This is a genomic window from Chryseobacterium taiwanense, from assembly GCF_000813825.1.
GTDB lineage: Bacteria > Bacteroidota > Bacteroidia > Flavobacteriales > Weeksellaceae > Chryseobacterium > Chryseobacterium taiwanense.
On record NZ_JWTA01000007.1, the window covers coordinates 155,867 to 173,078 of the forward strand.

At 33.3% G+C, this 17,212-nt stretch carries 17 protein-coding genes and 1 pseudogene; 13 read left to right on the forward strand and 5 right to left on the reverse strand.

The window, feature by feature from the left end; genetic code table 11:
• Positions 1-98: 98 nt before the first annotated feature.
• The gene (locus RM51_RS10175) at positions 99-1,190 is read left to right on the forward strand and encodes a DUF695 domain-containing protein (protein WP_039368559.1); all 1,092 of its coding nucleotides are present in this window, start codon (positions 99-101) and stop codon (positions 1,188-1,190) included.
• 55 nt (positions 1,191-1,245) lie between these two features.
• On the opposite strand, the gene frr is transcribed toward RM51_RS10175, so the two are convergent.
• Positions 1,246-1,800: a ribosome recycling factor gene (gene frr / locus RM51_RS10180; protein ID WP_039368561.1), complete on the reverse strand. Its 555-nt coding sequence runs from the start codon at positions 1,798-1,800 to the stop codon at positions 1,246-1,248.
• A gap of 107 nt (positions 1,801-1,907) precedes the next feature.
• Entirely contained in the window at positions 1,908-2,615 is a 708-nt protein-coding gene (pyrH, locus tag RM51_RS10185; protein ID WP_039368565.1) for a UMP kinase, read from the reverse strand.
• A gap of 166 nt (positions 2,616-2,781) precedes the next feature.
• On the opposite strand from pyrH, the gene porQ reads away from it, so the two are divergent.
• The 5 genes from porQ to RM51_RS10210 all read left to right on the forward strand — a co-directional run bounded on the left by porQ (position 2,782) and on the right by RM51_RS10210 (position 5,881).
• Positions 2,782-3,774: a type IX secretion system protein PorQ gene (gene porQ, locus RM51_RS10190; protein WP_039368568.1), complete on the forward strand. Its 993-nt coding sequence runs from the start codon at positions 2,782-2,784 to the stop codon at positions 3,772-3,774.
• 97 nt (positions 3,775-3,871) lie between these two features.
• A complete protein-coding gene (gene cmk / locus RM51_RS10195) occupies positions 3,872-4,546 on the forward strand; it encodes a (d)CMP kinase (RefSeq protein ID WP_039368572.1) in 675 nt (224 codons plus the stop codon).
• A 95-nt stretch (positions 4,547-4,641) separates the two neighbouring features.
• On the forward strand, positions 4,642-4,992 hold the full coding sequence (locus RM51_RS10200) for a YtxH domain-containing protein (protein ID WP_039368576.1): 351 nt from the start codon (positions 4,642-4,644) through the stop codon (positions 4,990-4,992).
• A 79-nt stretch (positions 4,993-5,071) separates the two neighbouring features.
• Positions 5,072-5,380 (forward strand): phage holin family protein, encoded by a 309-nt coding sequence (locus RM51_RS10205; protein WP_039368579.1) that lies wholly within the window; start codon positions 5,072-5,074, stop codon positions 5,378-5,380.
• 3 nt (positions 5,381-5,383) lie between these two features.
• The gene (locus RM51_RS10210; protein ID WP_039368582.1) at positions 5,384-5,881 is read left to right on the forward strand and encodes a hypothetical protein; all 498 of its coding nucleotides are present in this window, start codon (positions 5,384-5,386) and stop codon (positions 5,879-5,881) included.
• A 38-nt stretch (positions 5,882-5,919) separates the two neighbouring features.
• Here the strand turns inward: RM51_RS10210 and RM51_RS10215 are convergent, their stop codons facing one another.
• A complete protein-coding gene (locus RM51_RS10215) occupies positions 5,920-6,648 on the reverse strand; it encodes a TrmH family RNA methyltransferase (protein WP_039368584.1) in 729 nt (242 codons plus the stop codon).
• Here RM51_RS10215 and tamL point away from each other — a divergent pair.
• Positions 6,634-9,228 (forward strand): translocation and assembly module lipoprotein TamL, encoded by a 2,595-nt coding sequence (gene tamL, locus RM51_RS10220; protein WP_039368587.1) that lies wholly within the window; start codon positions 6,634-6,636, stop codon positions 9,226-9,228. The genes RM51_RS10215 and tamL overlap by 15 nt on opposite strands.
• Here tamL and RM51_RS10225 read toward each other — a convergent pair.
• Complete coding sequence (locus RM51_RS10225) at positions 9,225-9,836, reverse strand: SanA/YdcF family protein (RefSeq protein WP_394330996.1); 612 nt, start codon at positions 9,834-9,836, stop codon at positions 9,225-9,227. The genes tamL and RM51_RS10225 overlap by 4 nt on opposite strands.
• Before the next feature lie 2 nt (positions 9,837-9,838).
• Complete coding sequence (locus RM51_RS10230; RefSeq protein ID WP_039368591.1) at positions 9,839-10,963, reverse strand: ferredoxin--NADP reductase; 1,125 nt, start codon at positions 10,961-10,963, stop codon at positions 9,839-9,841.
• Between the two features lie 32 nt (positions 10,964-10,995).
• On the opposite strand from RM51_RS10230, the gene RM51_RS10235 reads away from it, so the two are divergent.
• The 6 genes and pseudogenes from RM51_RS10235 (at position 10,996) to RM51_RS10260 (ending at position 17,180) form a co-directional block, all read left to right on the forward strand.
• Entirely contained in the window at positions 10,996-11,550 is a 555-nt protein-coding gene (locus RM51_RS10235) for a TlpA family protein disulfide reductase (RefSeq protein ID WP_039368594.1), read from the forward strand.
• Positions 11,551-11,566: 16 nt separating this feature from the next.
• Positions 11,567-12,538 (forward strand): iron ABC transporter permease, encoded by a 972-nt coding sequence (locus RM51_RS10240; protein ID WP_039368597.1) that lies wholly within the window; start codon positions 11,567-11,569, stop codon positions 12,536-12,538.
• A 134-nt stretch (positions 12,539-12,672) separates the two neighbouring features.
• Positions 12,673-13,037, forward strand: a pseudogene (locus RM51_RS10245) (GxxExxY protein).
• A 100-nt stretch (positions 13,038-13,137) separates the two neighbouring features.
• The gene (locus RM51_RS10250) at positions 13,138-14,061 is read left to right on the forward strand and encodes an ABC transporter ATP-binding protein (RefSeq protein ID WP_039368822.1); all 924 of its coding nucleotides are present in this window, start codon (positions 13,138-13,140) and stop codon (positions 14,059-14,061) included.
• Between the two features lie 167 nt (positions 14,062-14,228).
• Entirely contained in the window at positions 14,229-14,678 is a 450-nt protein-coding gene (locus RM51_RS10255; protein WP_039368600.1) for a MarR family winged helix-turn-helix transcriptional regulator, read from the forward strand.
• A gap of 108 nt (positions 14,679-14,786) precedes the next feature.
• Positions 14,787-17,180 (forward strand): 3-hydroxyacyl-CoA dehydrogenase/enoyl-CoA hydratase family protein, encoded by a 2,394-nt coding sequence (locus RM51_RS10260; protein WP_039368603.1) that lies wholly within the window; start codon positions 14,787-14,789, stop codon positions 17,178-17,180.
• Positions 17,181-17,212 lie beyond the last annotated feature (32 nt).

A 17,212-nucleotide genomic window follows, 5' to 3' on the forward strand; every position in this document is an offset into this window, starting at 1 on the left:
AATTTTAATAAAAATTTTGTAAATACTGATAAATTTAATCTAAAATAGGGGCTTTTTAAAAACTTCTTTCCTACTTTTGTAGCAATACAAATAGATCGATGAAATTTTTGCGTAGAATGTTCCCTTCTAAACACGAAAATATTGCAACGAATACAGATTTTTGGGATTGGTTTTCAGTAAACCAAAAAAAAATCTGGAAAGCAATACATGATGGAGAAAAGATAGAAGAAGTCTTTTTCAATAAAATGATGTCTAAACTGAATCAAGTGAAAGACGGAGTGTATTTCCTTACCGGAATGCATGATAATCAGACTGCAGAACTTATCTTGACAGCCGATACAAACATTAAGAATATTGTTTTCGTAGAGGACCTTATTAATTCGGCTCCCGATATCGACAAATGGAAATTCACAGCACTAAAACCTGAGGTGAATATTTCTGAGTTTCAAATAAAAATTGAAAACCATACCTTTTCCGCAGAGAACTTATCTTTTTATGCGACTCATGATGAGCTATATCCTGATGAAATAGACCTTACAGTAGTCTATGATCAATTTAATGAAGCCGAGAAAGATGTTATTATAAACGGTGTTTATCTCTACATCAATAATCTTCTTGGTGAATTATCCTCGGCTACAATTATTGATCATTTACAGATCAAAGGAAATAATCAGGAGCAAGGAGAGCTTATCCCGATTACAAAGCTAAAAGATTATCTGGCTTGGAGAGAAAGTGAGTTTGAGCAGAAATACCAGCATAAAAGATACTCTGCTGAAAAAGATAAATGGGGAAGTTTTGAAGCAGCTCTTAGCAATGGAAAACCTTATTTTGCAATTGCTAATACTACAGTGTTGGATTGGGATCATAAAGCTTCTCATCCTTGGGTTTTAAAAATAGAAATCCACTATGAAGGAAAAGATAATCATGGACTTCCAAATCTTGACGATACTCAGGCCATGAATGATTTTGAAGATGAGCTTACTAATACACTTATTGATACGGAAGGTTATTTGAATATAGGAAGAGAAACAGCTGATAATCTTAGAGAAATTTTCTTTGCTTGCAGGGAATTTAGAGAATCCTCAAGAATTACATATGAAATTATCACTAAATATTCTGATAAATTAAAAATAGAATACCATATCTATAAAGACAAATATTGGCAGACCTTCGATAGGTTTAAACATTAATATACAAAAAAGAGGTCTTCAATTGAAAACCTCTTTTTTATTATTTCGCAGAAAGTTATACTTTCATGATATCAGCTTCTTTAGCTTTTAAATGCTCATCACAAACTTTTACATATTTGTCAGTAAGCACCTGAATTTCTGCTTCGATTCCTTTAACAACATCTTCAGAAACACCATCCAGTTTTTTAAGTTCTTTTAAACCGTCCTGTCTTGCGTTTCTGATTACAATTTTAGTGTTCTCAGCTTCTACTTTAGCTTGTTTTGCTAAATCCTTTCTTCTTTCCTCCGTTAAAGGCGGTACATTAAGGATAATATTGATTCCGTTATTTGAAGGTGCAAAACCTAAATTTGAATTGATGATTGCTTTTTCAATATCATTAATCGCTTTTGCATCCCAAGGTTGAATAGAAATCGTCATGGCATCCGGTACAGAAACGTTTGCAACCTGGTTGATCGGAGTCATTGCTCCATAATATTCTACCATTACATCCTGAACCATAGCTGTAGAAGCACGTCCTGCTCTAATTCTTTGAAATGCATGATCCAAATGCTTTACTGCTGCATCCATGTCCTGTTTTACAGATTCTAATATAAGATCTAATTCTTCCATTATATATTTAAAATTTGAAAAGTTACACATTAATTAAATTGATTAGTAATAAGTAATGGGCAATGAGTAATATGCCTAATTCCTAAAATCTATCGCCTTTTACCTGATTACAAATCTACTAAAGTCCCTACATTTTCCCCATCAACAATTCTCTCTAAATTACCATCCTTATTCATATCAAAAACAATAATAGGCAATTTATTTTCATGGCTTAAAGTAAATGCAGTCATATCCATTACTTTAAGATTCTTAGCATAAACTTCGTCGAAAGATAATGAATTATATTTTACGGCGTTTTCATTTTTTTCAGGATCACTATCGTAGATACCATCTACTCTTGTTCCTTTTAAAATTACATCTGCTCCAATTTCGATTGCTCTTAGTGTTGCAGCTGTATCTGTTGTGAAATATGGGTTTCCTGTTCCTGCTCCGAAGATCACTACTCTACCTTTTTCAAGATGTCTTACCGCTCTTCTTTTGATGAAAGGTTCAGCTACTTTATCCATTTCAATTGCAGACTGAAGTCTTGTTTTGATTCCTGCATCTTCCAATGCACCCTGTAGAGCCATTCCGTTGATTACTGTGGCAAGCATTCCCATATAGTCTCCTTGTACTCTGTCCATTCCTTTAGCAGCTCCTGCTACTCCTCGGAAAATGTTTCCTCCTCCAATTACAATAGCTACTTCACATCCTTTATCTACTACTCTTTTTATCTCCAATGCATATTCCTGCAGCCTGTCATTATCAATACCATATTGTCTGTTTCCCATTAAGGCTTCACCACTAAGTTTTAGAAGGATTCTTTTATATTTCATCTTTTATTTTTAAGAGTTTATTTTAGAACCAAATTCTTTTAAATTTGATGCTGCAAATATAATCATTAAAAATATTGAAAAAAGAAAAATATTTAAGTGTAAATAATGTTCTAAATATTTTGATACCTACGAAAAAGAATTATTTTTGCATTAATTATAAATTGAATTGAAGAAAATTATCATTTTTTCATTATTTCTGTCAGGAATTGTTTCTTATGCACAAACAGGAACAAATGTTTATCCATTCTTAAATATTCCTGTATCTGCTCGACAAGCAGCTTTGGGAGGAGATGCAATTACGATAAGAGATTATGATGTTTCCTTTGCAATTGCCAACCCGGCTTTGCTCAATAAAGACTCAGACAAACAACTTTCTGTAAACGGAGCGGCGTATTTAGCTGATTCAAAATATGGAACCATTGCCTATGCAAAAGACTTTGACAATGGACATATGGCTACCATCAATGCTCGTTATATGAGCTATGGTAATATCCCAAGAACAGATGAAAGTGGTTTTGAAAACGGAGAATTTTCAGCTTCAGATGTGTCAGTCGGAGCTGGATATGCTTATCAATTTGAAGAAGACTGGACAATTGGAGGAGGATTAAACTTCATCACTTCAAAAATTGATAATTTTACCTCTTCTGCAATTTCAGGTACAGCAGGAATCACTTATCACAATAAGAAAAATAAAGAGGTAGTATCTGTAGTGGCAAGAAACTTTGGGTATCAATTTAAATCTTTCAATGGAACAAGAGAAAATCTTCCTTTCAGAGTAGATTTAGGATATACAAAAATATTGAAGACTATTCCTTTAGCGGTTACCATTACAGCACATGACTTACAACAATTTGATATTTCATCGGAATATAATGTAGACGGTCAGGAAGTTAATATCGGAAGAAAAATTGCCGATCACTTCTCTATCGGAGCTGAGCTATTCCCTGAAAAAGGCTTTAACATCAGACTGGGGTATAATGTGAAAAGAGGAAATGAATTGGCTGTTGCCGATCAAAGAAACTTTTCAGGGCTTTCCGCCGGTTTTGGAATTAAGCTTTCAAGATTCAGAATAGATTATGCACATGTAAGATATCACAACTCATCTAATGTCAATCAGATAGGCGTTTCGGTAGACCTTTCAAGCCATGCAGGATATTAATTCGTATTAAAAGTTTAAATAAAACATAAAGAAGCCCTAAGAAAATCTCTTAGGGTTTTTCTATTGTTTTTTAAGAAAATTTCTTGAAATTTGCAGTATGAAAAAACCTGTAATAGCAATTGATGGGTACTCATCTACCGGAAAAAGTTCAATATCTAAAGTTATTGCCCAAAAACTTGGGATTATTCATTTAGATACCGGAGCCCTTTACAGAGGAGTAACGTGGTTTGCTCTTCAGAATTGCCTTAATGAAGATGGTACGATCAATCTGAACGAGTTATTTTCTTCTTTCGATCAGATTGAATTAGAATTTAAAAATGTAGATAGTGAACTTATTCTTTTCCTTAATCATATTGATATTTCTAAACAGATAAGAACTAATGAAGTTTCGGATAATGTAAGCTTGGTGGCTAAACAAAAAGAAGTGAGAGATTTCTTATTACAGGCACAACGTTCACAGGCTGAAAAAGGCGGAATTATCATGGATGGAAGAGATATAGGAACTGTAGTTCTTCCCAATGCAGATTACAAATTCTTTCTTACAGCAAGTATAGATGAGAGAACAAAAAGAAGATATCAGGAATTATTAGGTTTAGGAATAGAAGCAGATGAGCAGCAGGTAAAAGAAAACCTTATAGAACGTGACAAAATAGACAGCGAAAGAGAAATTGCGCCATTAAGGCAGGCAGATGACGCGATTGTCATAGACAACAGTCTTTTGACCAAAGAACAGACTATAGAGAGCATACTGGCTTATATTCAGAAGATTTAACATTTTTTAATAGCATATTTCTGTCCTTTGGTATATTAATTGTAATTATTTTTACCGTAAAAACTAATTTTATTAACTATTAAAAAAAACGAAAAATGTCTAGAAAAGGAAACAATACAGCAGGAATTTTAGCCGGACTTCTTGCAGGAGCAGCTGCAGGAGTTATTTTAGGAATGCTTTATGCGCCGGAAGAAGGGAAAGAAACGAGAAAGAAAATCAGAAATAAAGCAAATGATTTAAAAGATCAGGCTAAAGATAAATACGGAGAAGTTTCTGAAAGAGTAAAAGACCAGTATAGCAATATTTCGTCTACTTTTAAAGAAACAGCAAATAGTGTAGCGCATACTGTAAAGGATGGCTATGATAAATACAAAGATCAAATTGTTGCTAAAACTACAGACGTTGTAAAAGATGTAGAAGCAGAATTGAATGATCTGAAATCGTAAATAATTTATTTTTTGAGTAAATTATAAGAAGGAACTTTGTGAATTAAAGTTCCTTTTTTTGTAACTTTAAAAAAAAACAATGATAGAAACTATTAAGGAATATGCGTCGAAAAGGATAGATCTGCTAAAACTGGAAGCTACGGAAAAGTCTTCTCTTTCAGCAGGTATTATTACTTATCTTGTCATCTTGTTGGTAGCTTTTGCGTTCTTCATTATTCTTTTTAATTTTGGGATTGCCTTTCTGATAGGAAAAGCTCTGGATAATACTTCTTACGGTTTTTTAATTGTTGCTGCATTTTATTTCGTTATTATGATTTTCGTGGTAGCTTTCAAGCAAAAAATAGTATATTCTGTAGCAGATAAGGTAATAAAATTTTTAAATCATTAGACCATGAGTACAAAATATGAGAGCATACAAGAGTTAAGAATCAAGAAAAAATTATTAAAAAATGAAATTAATGATTTAGAAGGTCTTTTAACTTTTAAAAATACAAAAGAGAGTTTAAGTGCTTTTACCAATGGACTTACGGATCAGTATCTGCAGGAGAAAGTAGATGAAGACGGAGATGAGAAGATTGTTTTAAGAAAAGATGTGATTGCCAAACAGCTTGCCACAGAAGTGAAAGATGTGTTTCTGAATAAAAATACAGCCTTAGGAATTGCCAGTTCCGCATTCAAAGGAAATGCTTTGGACAGTGTCGTGAAACTAGGAGTAACGGCTCTTGTAGGGAACTATGCGAAAAAAAATATGGGCAGTTCCAATTGGAAGAAAAAACTGATTGGTGCCGCTTTAATATATATTGCTCCTATTGCCTTGAAAATGGTGAGAAAAAAATTGGAAGAGTATCAAAAAAATAAAAGTGTTTCCAGTTTGGAACAGCTAATATAAAAAAAGAGGTTAGAATTTTTTCTAACCTCTTTTTCTTGTTACTTTGAAAATAATTGTCCTAGAATAATCCCTGCCGCCATAGAGACATTAAGGCTTTCTGTTGATTGGGATTTTCCGAATCTAGGGATTGTAATATTTTTATGAAGTAATTTTTCGGTTTCCGGACGTATTCCGTTTCCTTCATTTCCTAAAATCAAATTTAAATTTTCGGGTTTTTCGAAAGAATAGATGCTCTCTCCTATCATATCCGTTCCTACATTTATATTTTTTGTATGGGAAAGAAATTCTGTAAGATCCGTGTAAACAATATTTACTCGTGTAAATGAGCCCATTGTTGCCTGAACAACTTTAGGATTATAAAAATCTACTGTATCTTCACTGCAAACGATCTGTTCTATTCCGAACCAATCCGCCAAACGAATAATGGTTCCTAAATTACCAGGATCCTGAATACCATCTAAAACAAGCTGAATCTTCTTATCTTCAATCTCAGTTTGCTCCTCATTAAGCGAACAAACAGCAACGGAATCTTTAGGATTCATCAGAAAACTTATCTTTTTTAATTCATTTTCAGAGACATGAGTAACAGGCACATTGCTGTGGTCTAATTTTTGTGGATCGGTAGAGAATATTTCTTTAATTTTAAACTTAGAATCGAAGAGTTCTCGAATGGTTTTATTACCTTCAACCAAAAACAAATTGTATTTTTGTCTGAACTTCTTTTTATCTAAAGACTGTAAAATTTTTATTGTATGAGCTGTAAGCATTTTATGAATTCTCCTCAAAAATATTATAAAATTATATCATTTGCAACATTTGTGGGGCTACTTTATGCTTGTAGCACCACCAAAAAAGTTCCGGATGGAGAATATTTGCTTACCAAAAATTCATTTGAGTTTGAAGATGAGAAACAACCTTTTGATAGTGAATTGAAAGGATATGTGCAGCAAAAACCGAATAAAAAGCAGTTTCTTTTCATGCCCTTAAGTTTGTGGCTGTACAACGCTGCAAACCCTAAATACGATACTATTCTGAATGAATACATGACGTATCCTAATGAAATGAGAGATCAAAAACTCAGAGACTCTCTTTTCCTGAAATATGATATGAAAAGCAGTGTTGGGAAAAGTTTATTCCTGGACAGACTGTATCATAATTGGGGATCTGCACCTGTAATTTTAGATCCTACCCGAACTGAAAAAGGAGCAGGGTCCATTGAAAACAGAATGGGCTACAGAGGATATTGGGATGCAAAAGTGAGGTTTAAAAATGTAACAGACTCTACTTCTAAAAAGGCACAAACTATTTATTATATTCAACATAATGATCCTACGTTCATTAAAGAATATTATTACAACATTCCTGATCCCGGAATAAAGGCCAATTATCAGCTGGCTTTGAATAAAAGTCTTATCAGATCCGGGCAAATTCTTGACCAGACTGTTCTGGAAAAGGAAGTGAACAGAATTAATGATCTGATGAAAGAGCAAGGATACTACAAATTCAATGCTTCCGGCGAAGAAGTTGGTTTTGTAGCAGACTCGCTGAAAAGCACTAAAAATGTGCCTTTAACACTTGAAATTCATAAAGATTCTGCAAATACTCCTTATAAAATTGCTACCATTGGAAATGTGGATGTAGCGATTGTAGACCGAATGAATGATTTTCCTCAAAATACTAAAAAGGATAGTCTTAGAAGGATCAGATTTCATAAAGTTAACAACCAGTATAAAACTCCGGCATTATGGAGATCAATTATTGTTACTCCAAATTCTATTTATGACCAAAAGCAGTTGGATGTAACGAAAAGAAACATCTTATCGATGAATAACTTCAGTATTTTGAAGGCAAAAGACTCTTTAAGAAGAGGTGGTGGAACATCTCCAAATGATAGTATTGTCGATGTACTTTATGTTTTAAAGCCTCTTGATAAATATGATTTAAAAGTAGCAACAGATGTCAATTATTCCCCATTGTTGAACTTTGGGGTTGCTCCATCTGTAGATTTAGTTACCCGAAATGTTTTTGGAGGAGCCGAAAACTTGTCGACAAGCGTTGCCGGAACTTTTGGTACGATTAAAAACCCTAAGAATCAAGATAAAAGAATTTTAGCTTATGAATTGACTGCTCAGGTCGCTCTTAACTTCCCGAGATTACTGGTTCCTTTTAATTATTACAAACTGATTCCGAAGCGCTACACGCCTACTACCTCCATTCTTTTGGGATCATCTATTCAGAATAATATTGGATTAGGTAGAATTAACTTTAATACAGGGCTTAATTATTCTGCGAATGTGAATGATAAGATTACCCATAGACTGACATTATTTAACCTTCAGTTGAGTTTAACTAAAAATAAAAATGCCTACTACGATTATTTTGTGAATGATGCAAAAGTAAGAGATGTGGTTTTTCAAGATTACTTTTTATTTGACACAGATACAAAACAAGATTATGATAATGGCTTAATTACAGCAGATGAAGTTTCAACAAAGATCATTAATAACGATGCTTATAAAAACAGTCTCGATCCACAAAAGACTAATGATCTGAACAGTTTCCACCAGTCTTTGATTAACAAAGACCGACAGACACAGGATGTGATTATTTCTTCTATGATCTATAATTTTATTTATAGTGAAATTGGTAAAAAAGAATATGAAAACCCTTTCTATTTTAATGGAAAAGTAGAACTTGCAGGGAATATTCCAAGTATTTTTAATCAGAAAAGAGAAGAAAGTGGTGTTGTAGCATCTAATCCGCAACGTACCATATTCGGAGTGCCTTATTCTCAGTTTATAAAGTTCGATTTTGATATCAGAAAATACCTTAAGTTTGGTAATAACACATTAGTATTCAGACAATTTATGGGGATAGGAATTCCTTATGGTAATTCTTCTTCAATGCCTGTAATTCGTTCTTACATCAACGGAGGTCCTAATGACATCAGAGCTTGGACGGTGTTTGGAGGTTTAGGACCTGCAGATTCTCAAGTTGACGAAAAAGTACGTACGTATGTAATGGATAATCTGAAACTGACAACCAACATAGAATATCGAGTTCCTCTTAATGATATGTATGAAGGAGCAATCTTTACAGACATTGGTAACATCTGGAGCTTAAGAGATAATGGATTTAACGATCAGTTTAAGTTCAGCAAGTTTTTAAAGCAAGTAGGTATCGGAAGTGGAGTCGGATTAAGAGTGAATATCGCCTATATCAAATTAAGATTTGACTTTGCCTATAAAATCTATGAACCGAACAAACCTGAAGGAGAAAAATGGAGATTTAAAGAGTTTAATCCTTTGAAACCTACCTTTAATATTGGTTTCGGTTATCCTTTCTAATCAGGAGAAATTCCCAAAATATAATACACTACAGCGGCAACTCTTGCCAGAACTTCTCTGGCTTGGTTTCTGTAGAAGCTTTCAGGTTTATTTACGTCCTGAGCATCAAATCCTAGTGCATTCATATTGTTATTTCGAGCAAAAAATAAAGCACGAAGATTATGAAAGCCTTGCGATACAATAATCACATTTTTACTTTTATAAACGTTCTTACAACGTAAAATACTTTTATAGGTATTAAAGCCTTTCGGATCTTCAATGATGATTTCTTCAGGAACCCCTTCTTCGTATACAAGATAATTTTTCATGGCAGCAGGTTCGTTGTAGCCCTTGCTTTTTTCTCCGCTTACAATGATCTTCTTGATTTTTCCGTGGTGATAAAGAAGCGCAGCTGCATCCATTCTTTTTGTAAAATAAGGATTGGATATGCCCGATCTCATTTTAGGCGAAGTTCCTAAAACTAGAGCGATTTCTCTGGGGGGTATTTTAGATATTTTAGTATATGTTCTTCCGTTGGTGAGGGCAAAAACCCATGCGTTCGCCAAAATAATCAATAAAGCACCAAGCTCTATTGATAATAAAAGAAGTTTATATATGTTACTTAGAATTTTCAACTAAAATCAAAGTTAAGCTTTATTTTTTTACTTTTAGCAATAGACATACAAGCTAAAATATGTCCTCTTTCCTCTTCTTTTTCCGTTAAATATTCATTTTCAAGCAGTTCAACCTCTCCTTCTTCCAAAATACATTCACAACTTCCACAAATTCCGGATTTGCAGGAATAAGGTACAGGAAATTTTTGAATAAGCAACTGCTGTAGAATTTTTTCCTTATTGGTTGGGAGATTTGTTTCATATTTTTCACCTAATATCTTAAACTCTATTTCTACATTCTCGATGAGAGGAAATTCCTTTTCTACAGGATAAATATCATCGTTAAACTCTTCAAAAAGTTCAAAATGGATATTTTTTTTCGGAATTCCGTGATGGTAACATGCATTGGCTAAGGTTTTGATCATCTCTCCCTTTCCACAAATTAAAACATCATCTACAGCATCCCAAATCGTAGACTCTTCATCTGTATCGTCCAAATGAAGGATTTGATTGATAATTAAGTTTAATTTTTTTGCATCCAGCCTTCCATAAAAAAACTGATCTGCCGTTTTTTCCTGAGAATAAAAATAAAAAATCTGTAGTCTGTCACTATGTTTTTTAGCAAGATCATCCAATAAATCTCTGTAAATTAAATCTTGAGAGCTCTTATTTCCAAAAAACAAAAACAATCTTGTTCTGGGTTCATTATGAATGATATTTTTGAAATGGCTTAAAATAGGAGTAATTCCTATTCCGGCTGCAAAACCAACAATCGTTCTGAATTCACTTGGTTTGGAAACCAATGTAAATCTTCCGTTCGGTTCACTTACAAGTAATTCATCACCAACATTATAATTTTTGAATAATTGAGATGTCGCTCCATCAGGAGAATTTATTTTTATTCCTAAGGATATTTTATGCTCATAAGGCGCCGAAGTCATCGAATAATCATTAATAACATCTTCCCCGTGAGACTGAAATTTTACACTTACGAACTGACCGGCTTCAAACTTAAAATTCGCCTTTAAATTCTCCGGAATTTCAAACTCCAGAGAAAAAGTATTTTTGGTTAGTTCTACCTTTTTCGCTATTTTTAGCCAATGAAACTGTGTCAGTTTCCCCTTATAGATTTGTTGTTCCATACCTCTATTCAAAAATAGATAAAAAATAATTTATGAAGAAGATAATTTTATCCACGCTTGTTCTGTTTGCCTTAGCAAGCTGTAAAAAAGAAAGTCAGAAAAATGATGAAGCTGTTGCAACTACAGATTCTGTTTCAGCTCCGGAACCATCTCCTGCAGTTGTTCCTTTAAAAATGCTTACACTGGATAAAGTTTCCGAATATTTAAACAAAAAAAATGACACATTATATGTAACCAATTTTTTTGCCACTTGGTGCGGACCTTGTGTAAAAGAAATACCGCATTTTAAAAATAAAATTGAGGAGCTAAAAGGAAAACCGGTAAAAATTACCTTTATAAGCTTAGACCAGAAAGAAGCATGGAATACAGAAGTTCCCCGCTTTGTAGCAGAACACGGAATTCAGGATCATACAGTTCTTGTAGACGGACAGCTTATGGATGGTGATTTCTTCAAAAACAACTTCAAAGAATGGACTGGAAATGCAATTCCTTTTACCTTCATGAGAAGAGGTGATAAAACTGATGAAACGCTAGGAATGATCTCTGAAGAACAGCTAAACGAGAAGATCAATTCTTTGTTAAAATAAACGTTAGACTCTAATAATGTCAAACAAGTTTAAAATCCTGTGTTTAATTTTAGTAATCGCAATTCTATTGACTTCGATTATCAATCTGAACACAGGATTTCTAAGTTTACATCTTCAGGATTTCTTTCAGGACTCACAGAATAGCCAGATTGCAGAAATTCGTGTAAATCGTGTATTAGTGATGCTTTTGGCCGGAATTTCTATTCCTACTTCAGGTTTTTTGATGCAGGAATATTTTCAGAATCCTTTAGCCGGTCCTGATATTTTAGGAATTACTTCCGTCGCAAGCTTATCGGTCGCATTTTATATTTTCTTTTCACATGATATTTTGCTTCATGAATTTCTTCAAAACAGTTTTTTAAGTTTAGCTGCCATTGGAGGAAGCTTACTATTGATGCTGGTTTTATTGTCAATGTCAAATAAGTTTCAGGATAAATCATATCTCATTATTTTTGGATTTCTGGTTTCAGCTTTTGCGGGAGCTATTGTTTCTTTACTTCAGTTTTATGCGGAAAATCAAAGTTTGAAAAACTATATTTTATGGTCTTTCGGCGCTAATAATATGGTTTCCAGAAATCAAATTTATGTATTATCAGTCTTAGTTTTACTAGGGTTATTTATCTGTTTTAAAAGCATAAAACCTTTGATTGGAAATTCATTAGGTAATTCATACGCACAAAGTTTGGGAGTCAATTTAAACCAGTTGAAAATATTCATTATTGTTGCTTCTTCCCTGCTTTCAGCATCTGTCACTGCATTTTTGGGGCCTATTTTATTTATAGGAATCATTGTCCCGCATTTTTGCAGATTAATATACAATCCTGCAAAACTTTGGCAGCAATGGATCTTAAATATGTTTTTGGGAATGTTAATTATGCTTTTCTTTTCAATTATTGCAGAAAAAACACAGATTCCTTTAAATGTAATAAGCTCTGTCTTTGGGATTCCTGTAATTTTGATGATGCTTTTGAAGCAGAATAAAGTTTAATTTTGGGTTTATCGCAAAGACACAAAGTTCTTGTTATAAAAATACTGTTTTGAGGCTCAAGGATTTTATCTTTGATAAAATTTAACATGCATATTTGTATTATTCAAATTAGCATAAAATAAAACACAATACAAATGACAGAAAACGAATTATCAAAAGTAGTTTTTGAGACAGGACTAAAAATACATAAGACACTCGGAGCAGGATTATTTGAACATGTTTATTCTATGAATTGACAAAGCTCGGACTCTTCGTAGAAAAACAAAAATTACTTCCAATTATTTATGAAGAATTAAAAATTGAGAATGCTTTCAGATTAGATATGATTGTTGAAAATAAATTAATTTTAGAAATAAAAACAGTTGATTATATTAATTCATCTCATAAAGCTCAACTTTTGACTTATTTAAAAATGACAAATTGTAAATTAGGATTATTAATCAATTTTCAAAGTGATCTTTTCAAAAATGGAGTAACAAGAATGATAAATTTTTTATAAATAATCAGCATTAAAATTTGACTTTGTCAAATTCTTTGAGCCTTAAAACAGTATTTTTGTAAACCAACTTTGCGCCTTCGTGAAAAATCAACAAAGAGAAATGCACCTACAAATCAAGCAAGCAAATATCGGCTACAACAAAACCTTAATTTCAAATGCAAATGCTCATTTGAAATTAGGAGAAGTATGCTTGTTGATCGGTAATAATGGTGTTGGAAAAACAACATTAATTAAATCAATTTTACATCAGATACCTTTATTAAGCGGAGGAATTTCAATTCATAATAAAAATGTAAAGAATCTTTCCGTTAAAGAAATTGCAGAACAAATAGCTGTTGTTTTTTCTAAGTCGATCATTCCGCAGAATTATACCGTAGAAGATTTAATTTCATTAGGGAAATACATTTACTATCCTTTTTATTTTGAGCTTAAAAAAGAAGACCGAGAAGAAGTATCGCATATTATTGAAGAGCTTGATCTGGTACAATATAAAAATACATTACTCAAAAACCTTTCAGACGGAAACCTTCAAAAAGCTTTTATTGGTCGGGCTTTAACGCAGAACTCCCCTATCATCATTCTTGATGAACCCACAACACATTTAGACGAAAAAAATAAGATTATCATCTTAAAAACACTCCGAAGATTAGCTCAGGAACAGAATAAATTAATTTTATTTTCTTCTCATGATTGGCGTTTAGCTAAAGAATTTGCAGATAAAATCTGGTATGTAAAAGATCAGCATTTGTACTCTGGAATTGTTGAAGATGTTTTGTTGCAACATGAAGAACTTACCAATGCTTCTTTATTCCAGATCAACGAAAAATTTGTTGCGCCTAAGATTATCGCACCTGATTTTTATAAAGAAATGCTGTATTCTTTACTTCAAAAAAACTTTCAAAAAGATCTTTCGGCTCTGAATTTTGAATTTCAGAACAATTTTTGGTTAATTTCTGACAACTCTTCAAAACACCAATGCGAATCCTTTGAAGAAATCGTTAATTTCGTGAAAACCATTTATTAATCTTCTTTTTTCTTTACATATTCCATATACTATGCATGCATAGTATTATGCTAATCATACAATTTAATCAGTTTATTATCAGTGTATTAACAAATTTTAACGTTAATAAATATTATGCATGCATAATATTTGCTAAATTTGGGTAAAACCATTTCAGTAAAAATATAATGGATAATAATAAAGATAAAATAGAAAACGTAGATTTAATTTTAAAGCAGACTTGGTTGGCTGTTTCTAAAATGTATACCGATCTTGCCCAAGAACATGATTCTACGGCTGTTCAGGCCCTTACTTTACTTAAAATCGATCCTAAAGAAGGTACAAGAAGTACAAATCTAGGTCCGAAAATGGCGATTGAACCTACTTCATTAACAAGAATTATTAAGCTTTTAGAAGACAACGGATATATCTATAAGGAAAAGACAACGACGGATAAACGTGAAGTGATCATTAAACTTACAGATAAAGGACTGAATTCAAGAAATATGTCTAAAGAAGTTGTCGTGAACTTCAATAAAAGAGTCATGGAGAAAATTGCTCCTGAAAAGTTAGAAATGTTCAAAGATGTCATGTGCGAGATCATGAAAATCGCTACAGACCTAAACAACAAAAAATAGAGATTATAATTGTCATTCTGATGAAGTATTTAGTAATGAAATTCTTCATTACGCCTCGTTTGAATCAGAATAATCATAAAATTAAAACAATTACAAATAATAAATCAAATGAAAAGAAGAATCAAACACGTTACAGTTCTTGGTTCAGGAATTATGGGAAGCGGTATTGCGGCTCACTTCGCTAATATTGGCGTAGAAGTTTCGCTTTTAGATATCGTTCCTTTTGAACTCACTGAAGCAGAACAGAAGAAAGGTTTGACCAAAGAGGATAAAGCGGTAAGGAACAGAATCGCTTCTGAAAACTTTGAAAAACTTAAAAAAGCAAGTCCGGCTCTACTCTATTCTCCAAAATTCGCAGATAGAATAAAAGTTGGAAATTTTGATGATGATTTACCAAAAATAAAAAATACAGACTGGATTATTGAAGTGGTAGTAGAAAGACTAGACATCAAGAAATCCGTTTACGAAAAAATCGAACAATTCAGAAAACCGGGAACTTTAGTTTCATCAAATACTTCAGGTATTCCAATTAATATGTTGGTGGAAGGAAGAAGCGACGATTTCAAACATTATTTTGCAGGAACTCACTTCTTTAATCCTGTAAGATATCTTCCTCTTTTAGAGATTATTCCGACAAACGATACAAATTCGGAAATCATTGATTTCTACATGAATTACGGAGCGAAATTCTTAGGAAAAACAACCGTTTTAGCAAAAGATACGCCTGCGTTTATCGCCAATAGAATTGGAGTTTTCTCGATGATGGATTTGCTTCACAACGTTCAAAAACTTGGCTTAACGGTTTCTGAAGTTGATAAATTGACAGGGCCGGTAATCGGTCGACCAAAATCTGCGACGTTCAGAACAGCAGATGTTGTTGGGTTGGATACATTGGTAATGGTAGCAAATGGTGTTCGTCAAAGCGGCGCAGAAGCGAATGATTTCAACAACGTTTTTGCTCTTCCAGATTACATCCAGAAAATGGTTGAGAATAAATGGTTAGGTTCAAAAACAGAGCAAGGTTTCTACAAAAAAGTGAAAAATGCAGAAGGAAAATCTGAAATTCACGGATTAAATCTTGATACTTTAGAGTATGAACTTCAAGGAAAATCTTCTTTCCCTACTTTAGAATTAACTAAAAATATTGATAAACCAATTGACAGATTTAAAGTCTTAATTGGTGGAAAAGACAAAGCCGGAGAATTGTACAGAAAATCATTAGGTGCATTATTCGCTTATGTTTCGCATAAAGTGCCTGAAATTTCTGATGAAGTGTACAAAATCGATGATGCGATGAGAGCAGGTTTCGGTTGGGAAAATGGTCCGTTTGAAATTTGGGATGCTGTTGGTGTTCAAAAAGGTATTGAATTAGCTACAGAAGCTGGTTATCAAGTTTCAGACTGGGTGAAAAATGTAGAGACTTTCTATAAAGTAAATGATGAAGGACAAAGCATTTATGTTGACAAAAATTCTGGGGAATACAACAAAATTCCTGGACAGGATGCTTTCATTATTTTAGATAATATCAGAAAAAATAAAACGCTTTGGAGTAATTCAGGTGCTGCGATTGAAGATTTAGGCGATGGAATTATCAATTTTGAAATTCGTTCTAAAATGAACTCTTTGGGAGGTGAAGTTTTAGACGGATTAAACAGAGCCATTGATTTAGCTGAAAAAGAATATGATGGTCTGGTGGTTGGAAATCAAGGCACAAATTTCTCTGTGGGAGCGAATTTAGCAATGATTCTAATGATGGCGATCGAACAGGATTGGGATGATTTGAATATGGCCATTGCTTATTTCCAAAAATCGATGATGAGAGTTCGCTACTCTTCTATTCCTGTTGTTGTTGCTCCTCACGGAATGACTCTTGGTGGTGGTTGTGAAATGACTATGCATGCAGACAGAGTTGTCGCAGCAGCAGAAACTTACATCGGATTGGTTGAAACCGGAGTGGGTGTAATTCCTGGTGGTGGTGGAACAAAAGAACTGACTTTGAGAACGTCAAGAGAATTCCACAGCGATGATGTGAAGAACAACAGACTTCGTGAAGCTTTCATGAATATCGCAATGGGTAAAGTCGCTACTTCTGCTTATGAAGCCTACGATATGGGAATCCTTGAAAAAGGAAAAGATATCGTTTCCGTAAGCAAAAACAGACAAATTGCCGAAGCAAAAAAAGTGGCAAAATTATTAGCAGAACAAGGCTATACTCAACCTATCGAGCAGAAAGTAAAAGTGTTGGGTAAAGATGCATTGGGAATGTTTTATGTTGGAACAGATCAAATGTTAACCGGAAATTATATCTCTGCACACGACAAAAAAATTGCGGACAAATTAGCTAATGTAATGGTCGGAGGAAATCTTTCTGAACCAACCGTTGTTACTGAACAATACTTATTGAATCTTGAAAGAGAAACGTTCTTGCAACTTTGTGGTGAGAGAAAAACATTGGAGAGAATTCAGTACATGTTACAAAACGGAAAGCCTTTGAGAAATTAAAATTAAAAATTTCCATATAGTTTGTCATTCCA

What these genes read in the sequence shown, in the direction of transcription:
- RM51_RS10260 (WP_039368603.1), top strand. Translation starts at nt 14,787, where the DNA reads ATGAAAAGAAGAATCAAACACGTTACAGTTCTTGGTTCAGGAATTATG.
- RM51_RS10210 (WP_039368582.1), top strand. Translation starts at nt 5,384, where the DNA reads ATGAGTACAAAATATGAGAGCATACAAGAGTTAAGAATCAAGAAAAAA.
- RM51_RS10240 (WP_039368597.1), top strand. Translation starts at nt 11,567, where the DNA reads ATGTCAAACAAGTTTAAAATCCTGTGTTTAATTTTAGTAATCGCAATT.
- tamL (WP_039368587.1), top strand. Translation starts at nt 6,634, where the DNA reads ATGAGCTGTAAGCATTTTATGAATTCTCCTCAAAAATATTATAAAATT.
- RM51_RS10175 (WP_039368559.1), top strand. Translation starts at nt 99, where the DNA reads ATGAAATTTTTGCGTAGAATGTTCCCTTCTAAACACGAAAATATTGCA.
- RM51_RS10235 (WP_039368594.1), top strand. Translation starts at nt 10,996, where the DNA reads ATGAAGAAGATAATTTTATCCACGCTTGTTCTGTTTGCCTTAGCAAGC.
- RM51_RS10205 (WP_039368579.1), top strand. Translation starts at nt 5,072, where the DNA reads ATGATAGAAACTATTAAGGAATATGCGTCGAAAAGGATAGATCTGCTA.
- RM51_RS10255 (WP_039368600.1), top strand. Translation starts at nt 14,229, where the DNA reads ATGGATAATAATAAAGATAAAATAGAAAACGTAGATTTAATTTTAAAG.
- frr (WP_039368561.1), bottom strand. Translation starts at nt 1,800, where the DNA reads ATGGAAGAATTAGATCTTATATTAGAATCTGTAAAACAGGACATGGAT.
- RM51_RS10200 (WP_039368576.1), top strand. Translation starts at nt 4,642, where the DNA reads ATGTCTAGAAAAGGAAACAATACAGCAGGAATTTTAGCCGGACTTCTT.
- RM51_RS10215 (WP_039368584.1), bottom strand. Translation starts at nt 6,648, where the DNA reads ATGCTTACAGCTCATACAATAAAAATTTTACAGTCTTTAGATAAAAAG.
- RM51_RS10250 (WP_039368822.1), top strand. Translation starts at nt 13,138, where the DNA reads ATGCACCTACAAATCAAGCAAGCAAATATCGGCTACAACAAAACCTTA.
- RM51_RS10230 (WP_039368591.1), bottom strand. Translation starts at nt 10,963, where the DNA reads ATGGAACAACAAATCTATAAGGGGAAACTGACACAGTTTCATTGGCTA.
- pyrH (WP_039368565.1), bottom strand. Translation starts at nt 2,615, where the DNA reads ATGAAATATAAAAGAATCCTTCTAAAACTTAGTGGTGAAGCCTTAATG.
- cmk (WP_039368572.1), top strand. Translation starts at nt 3,872, where the DNA reads ATGAAAAAACCTGTAATAGCAATTGATGGGTACTCATCTACCGGAAAA.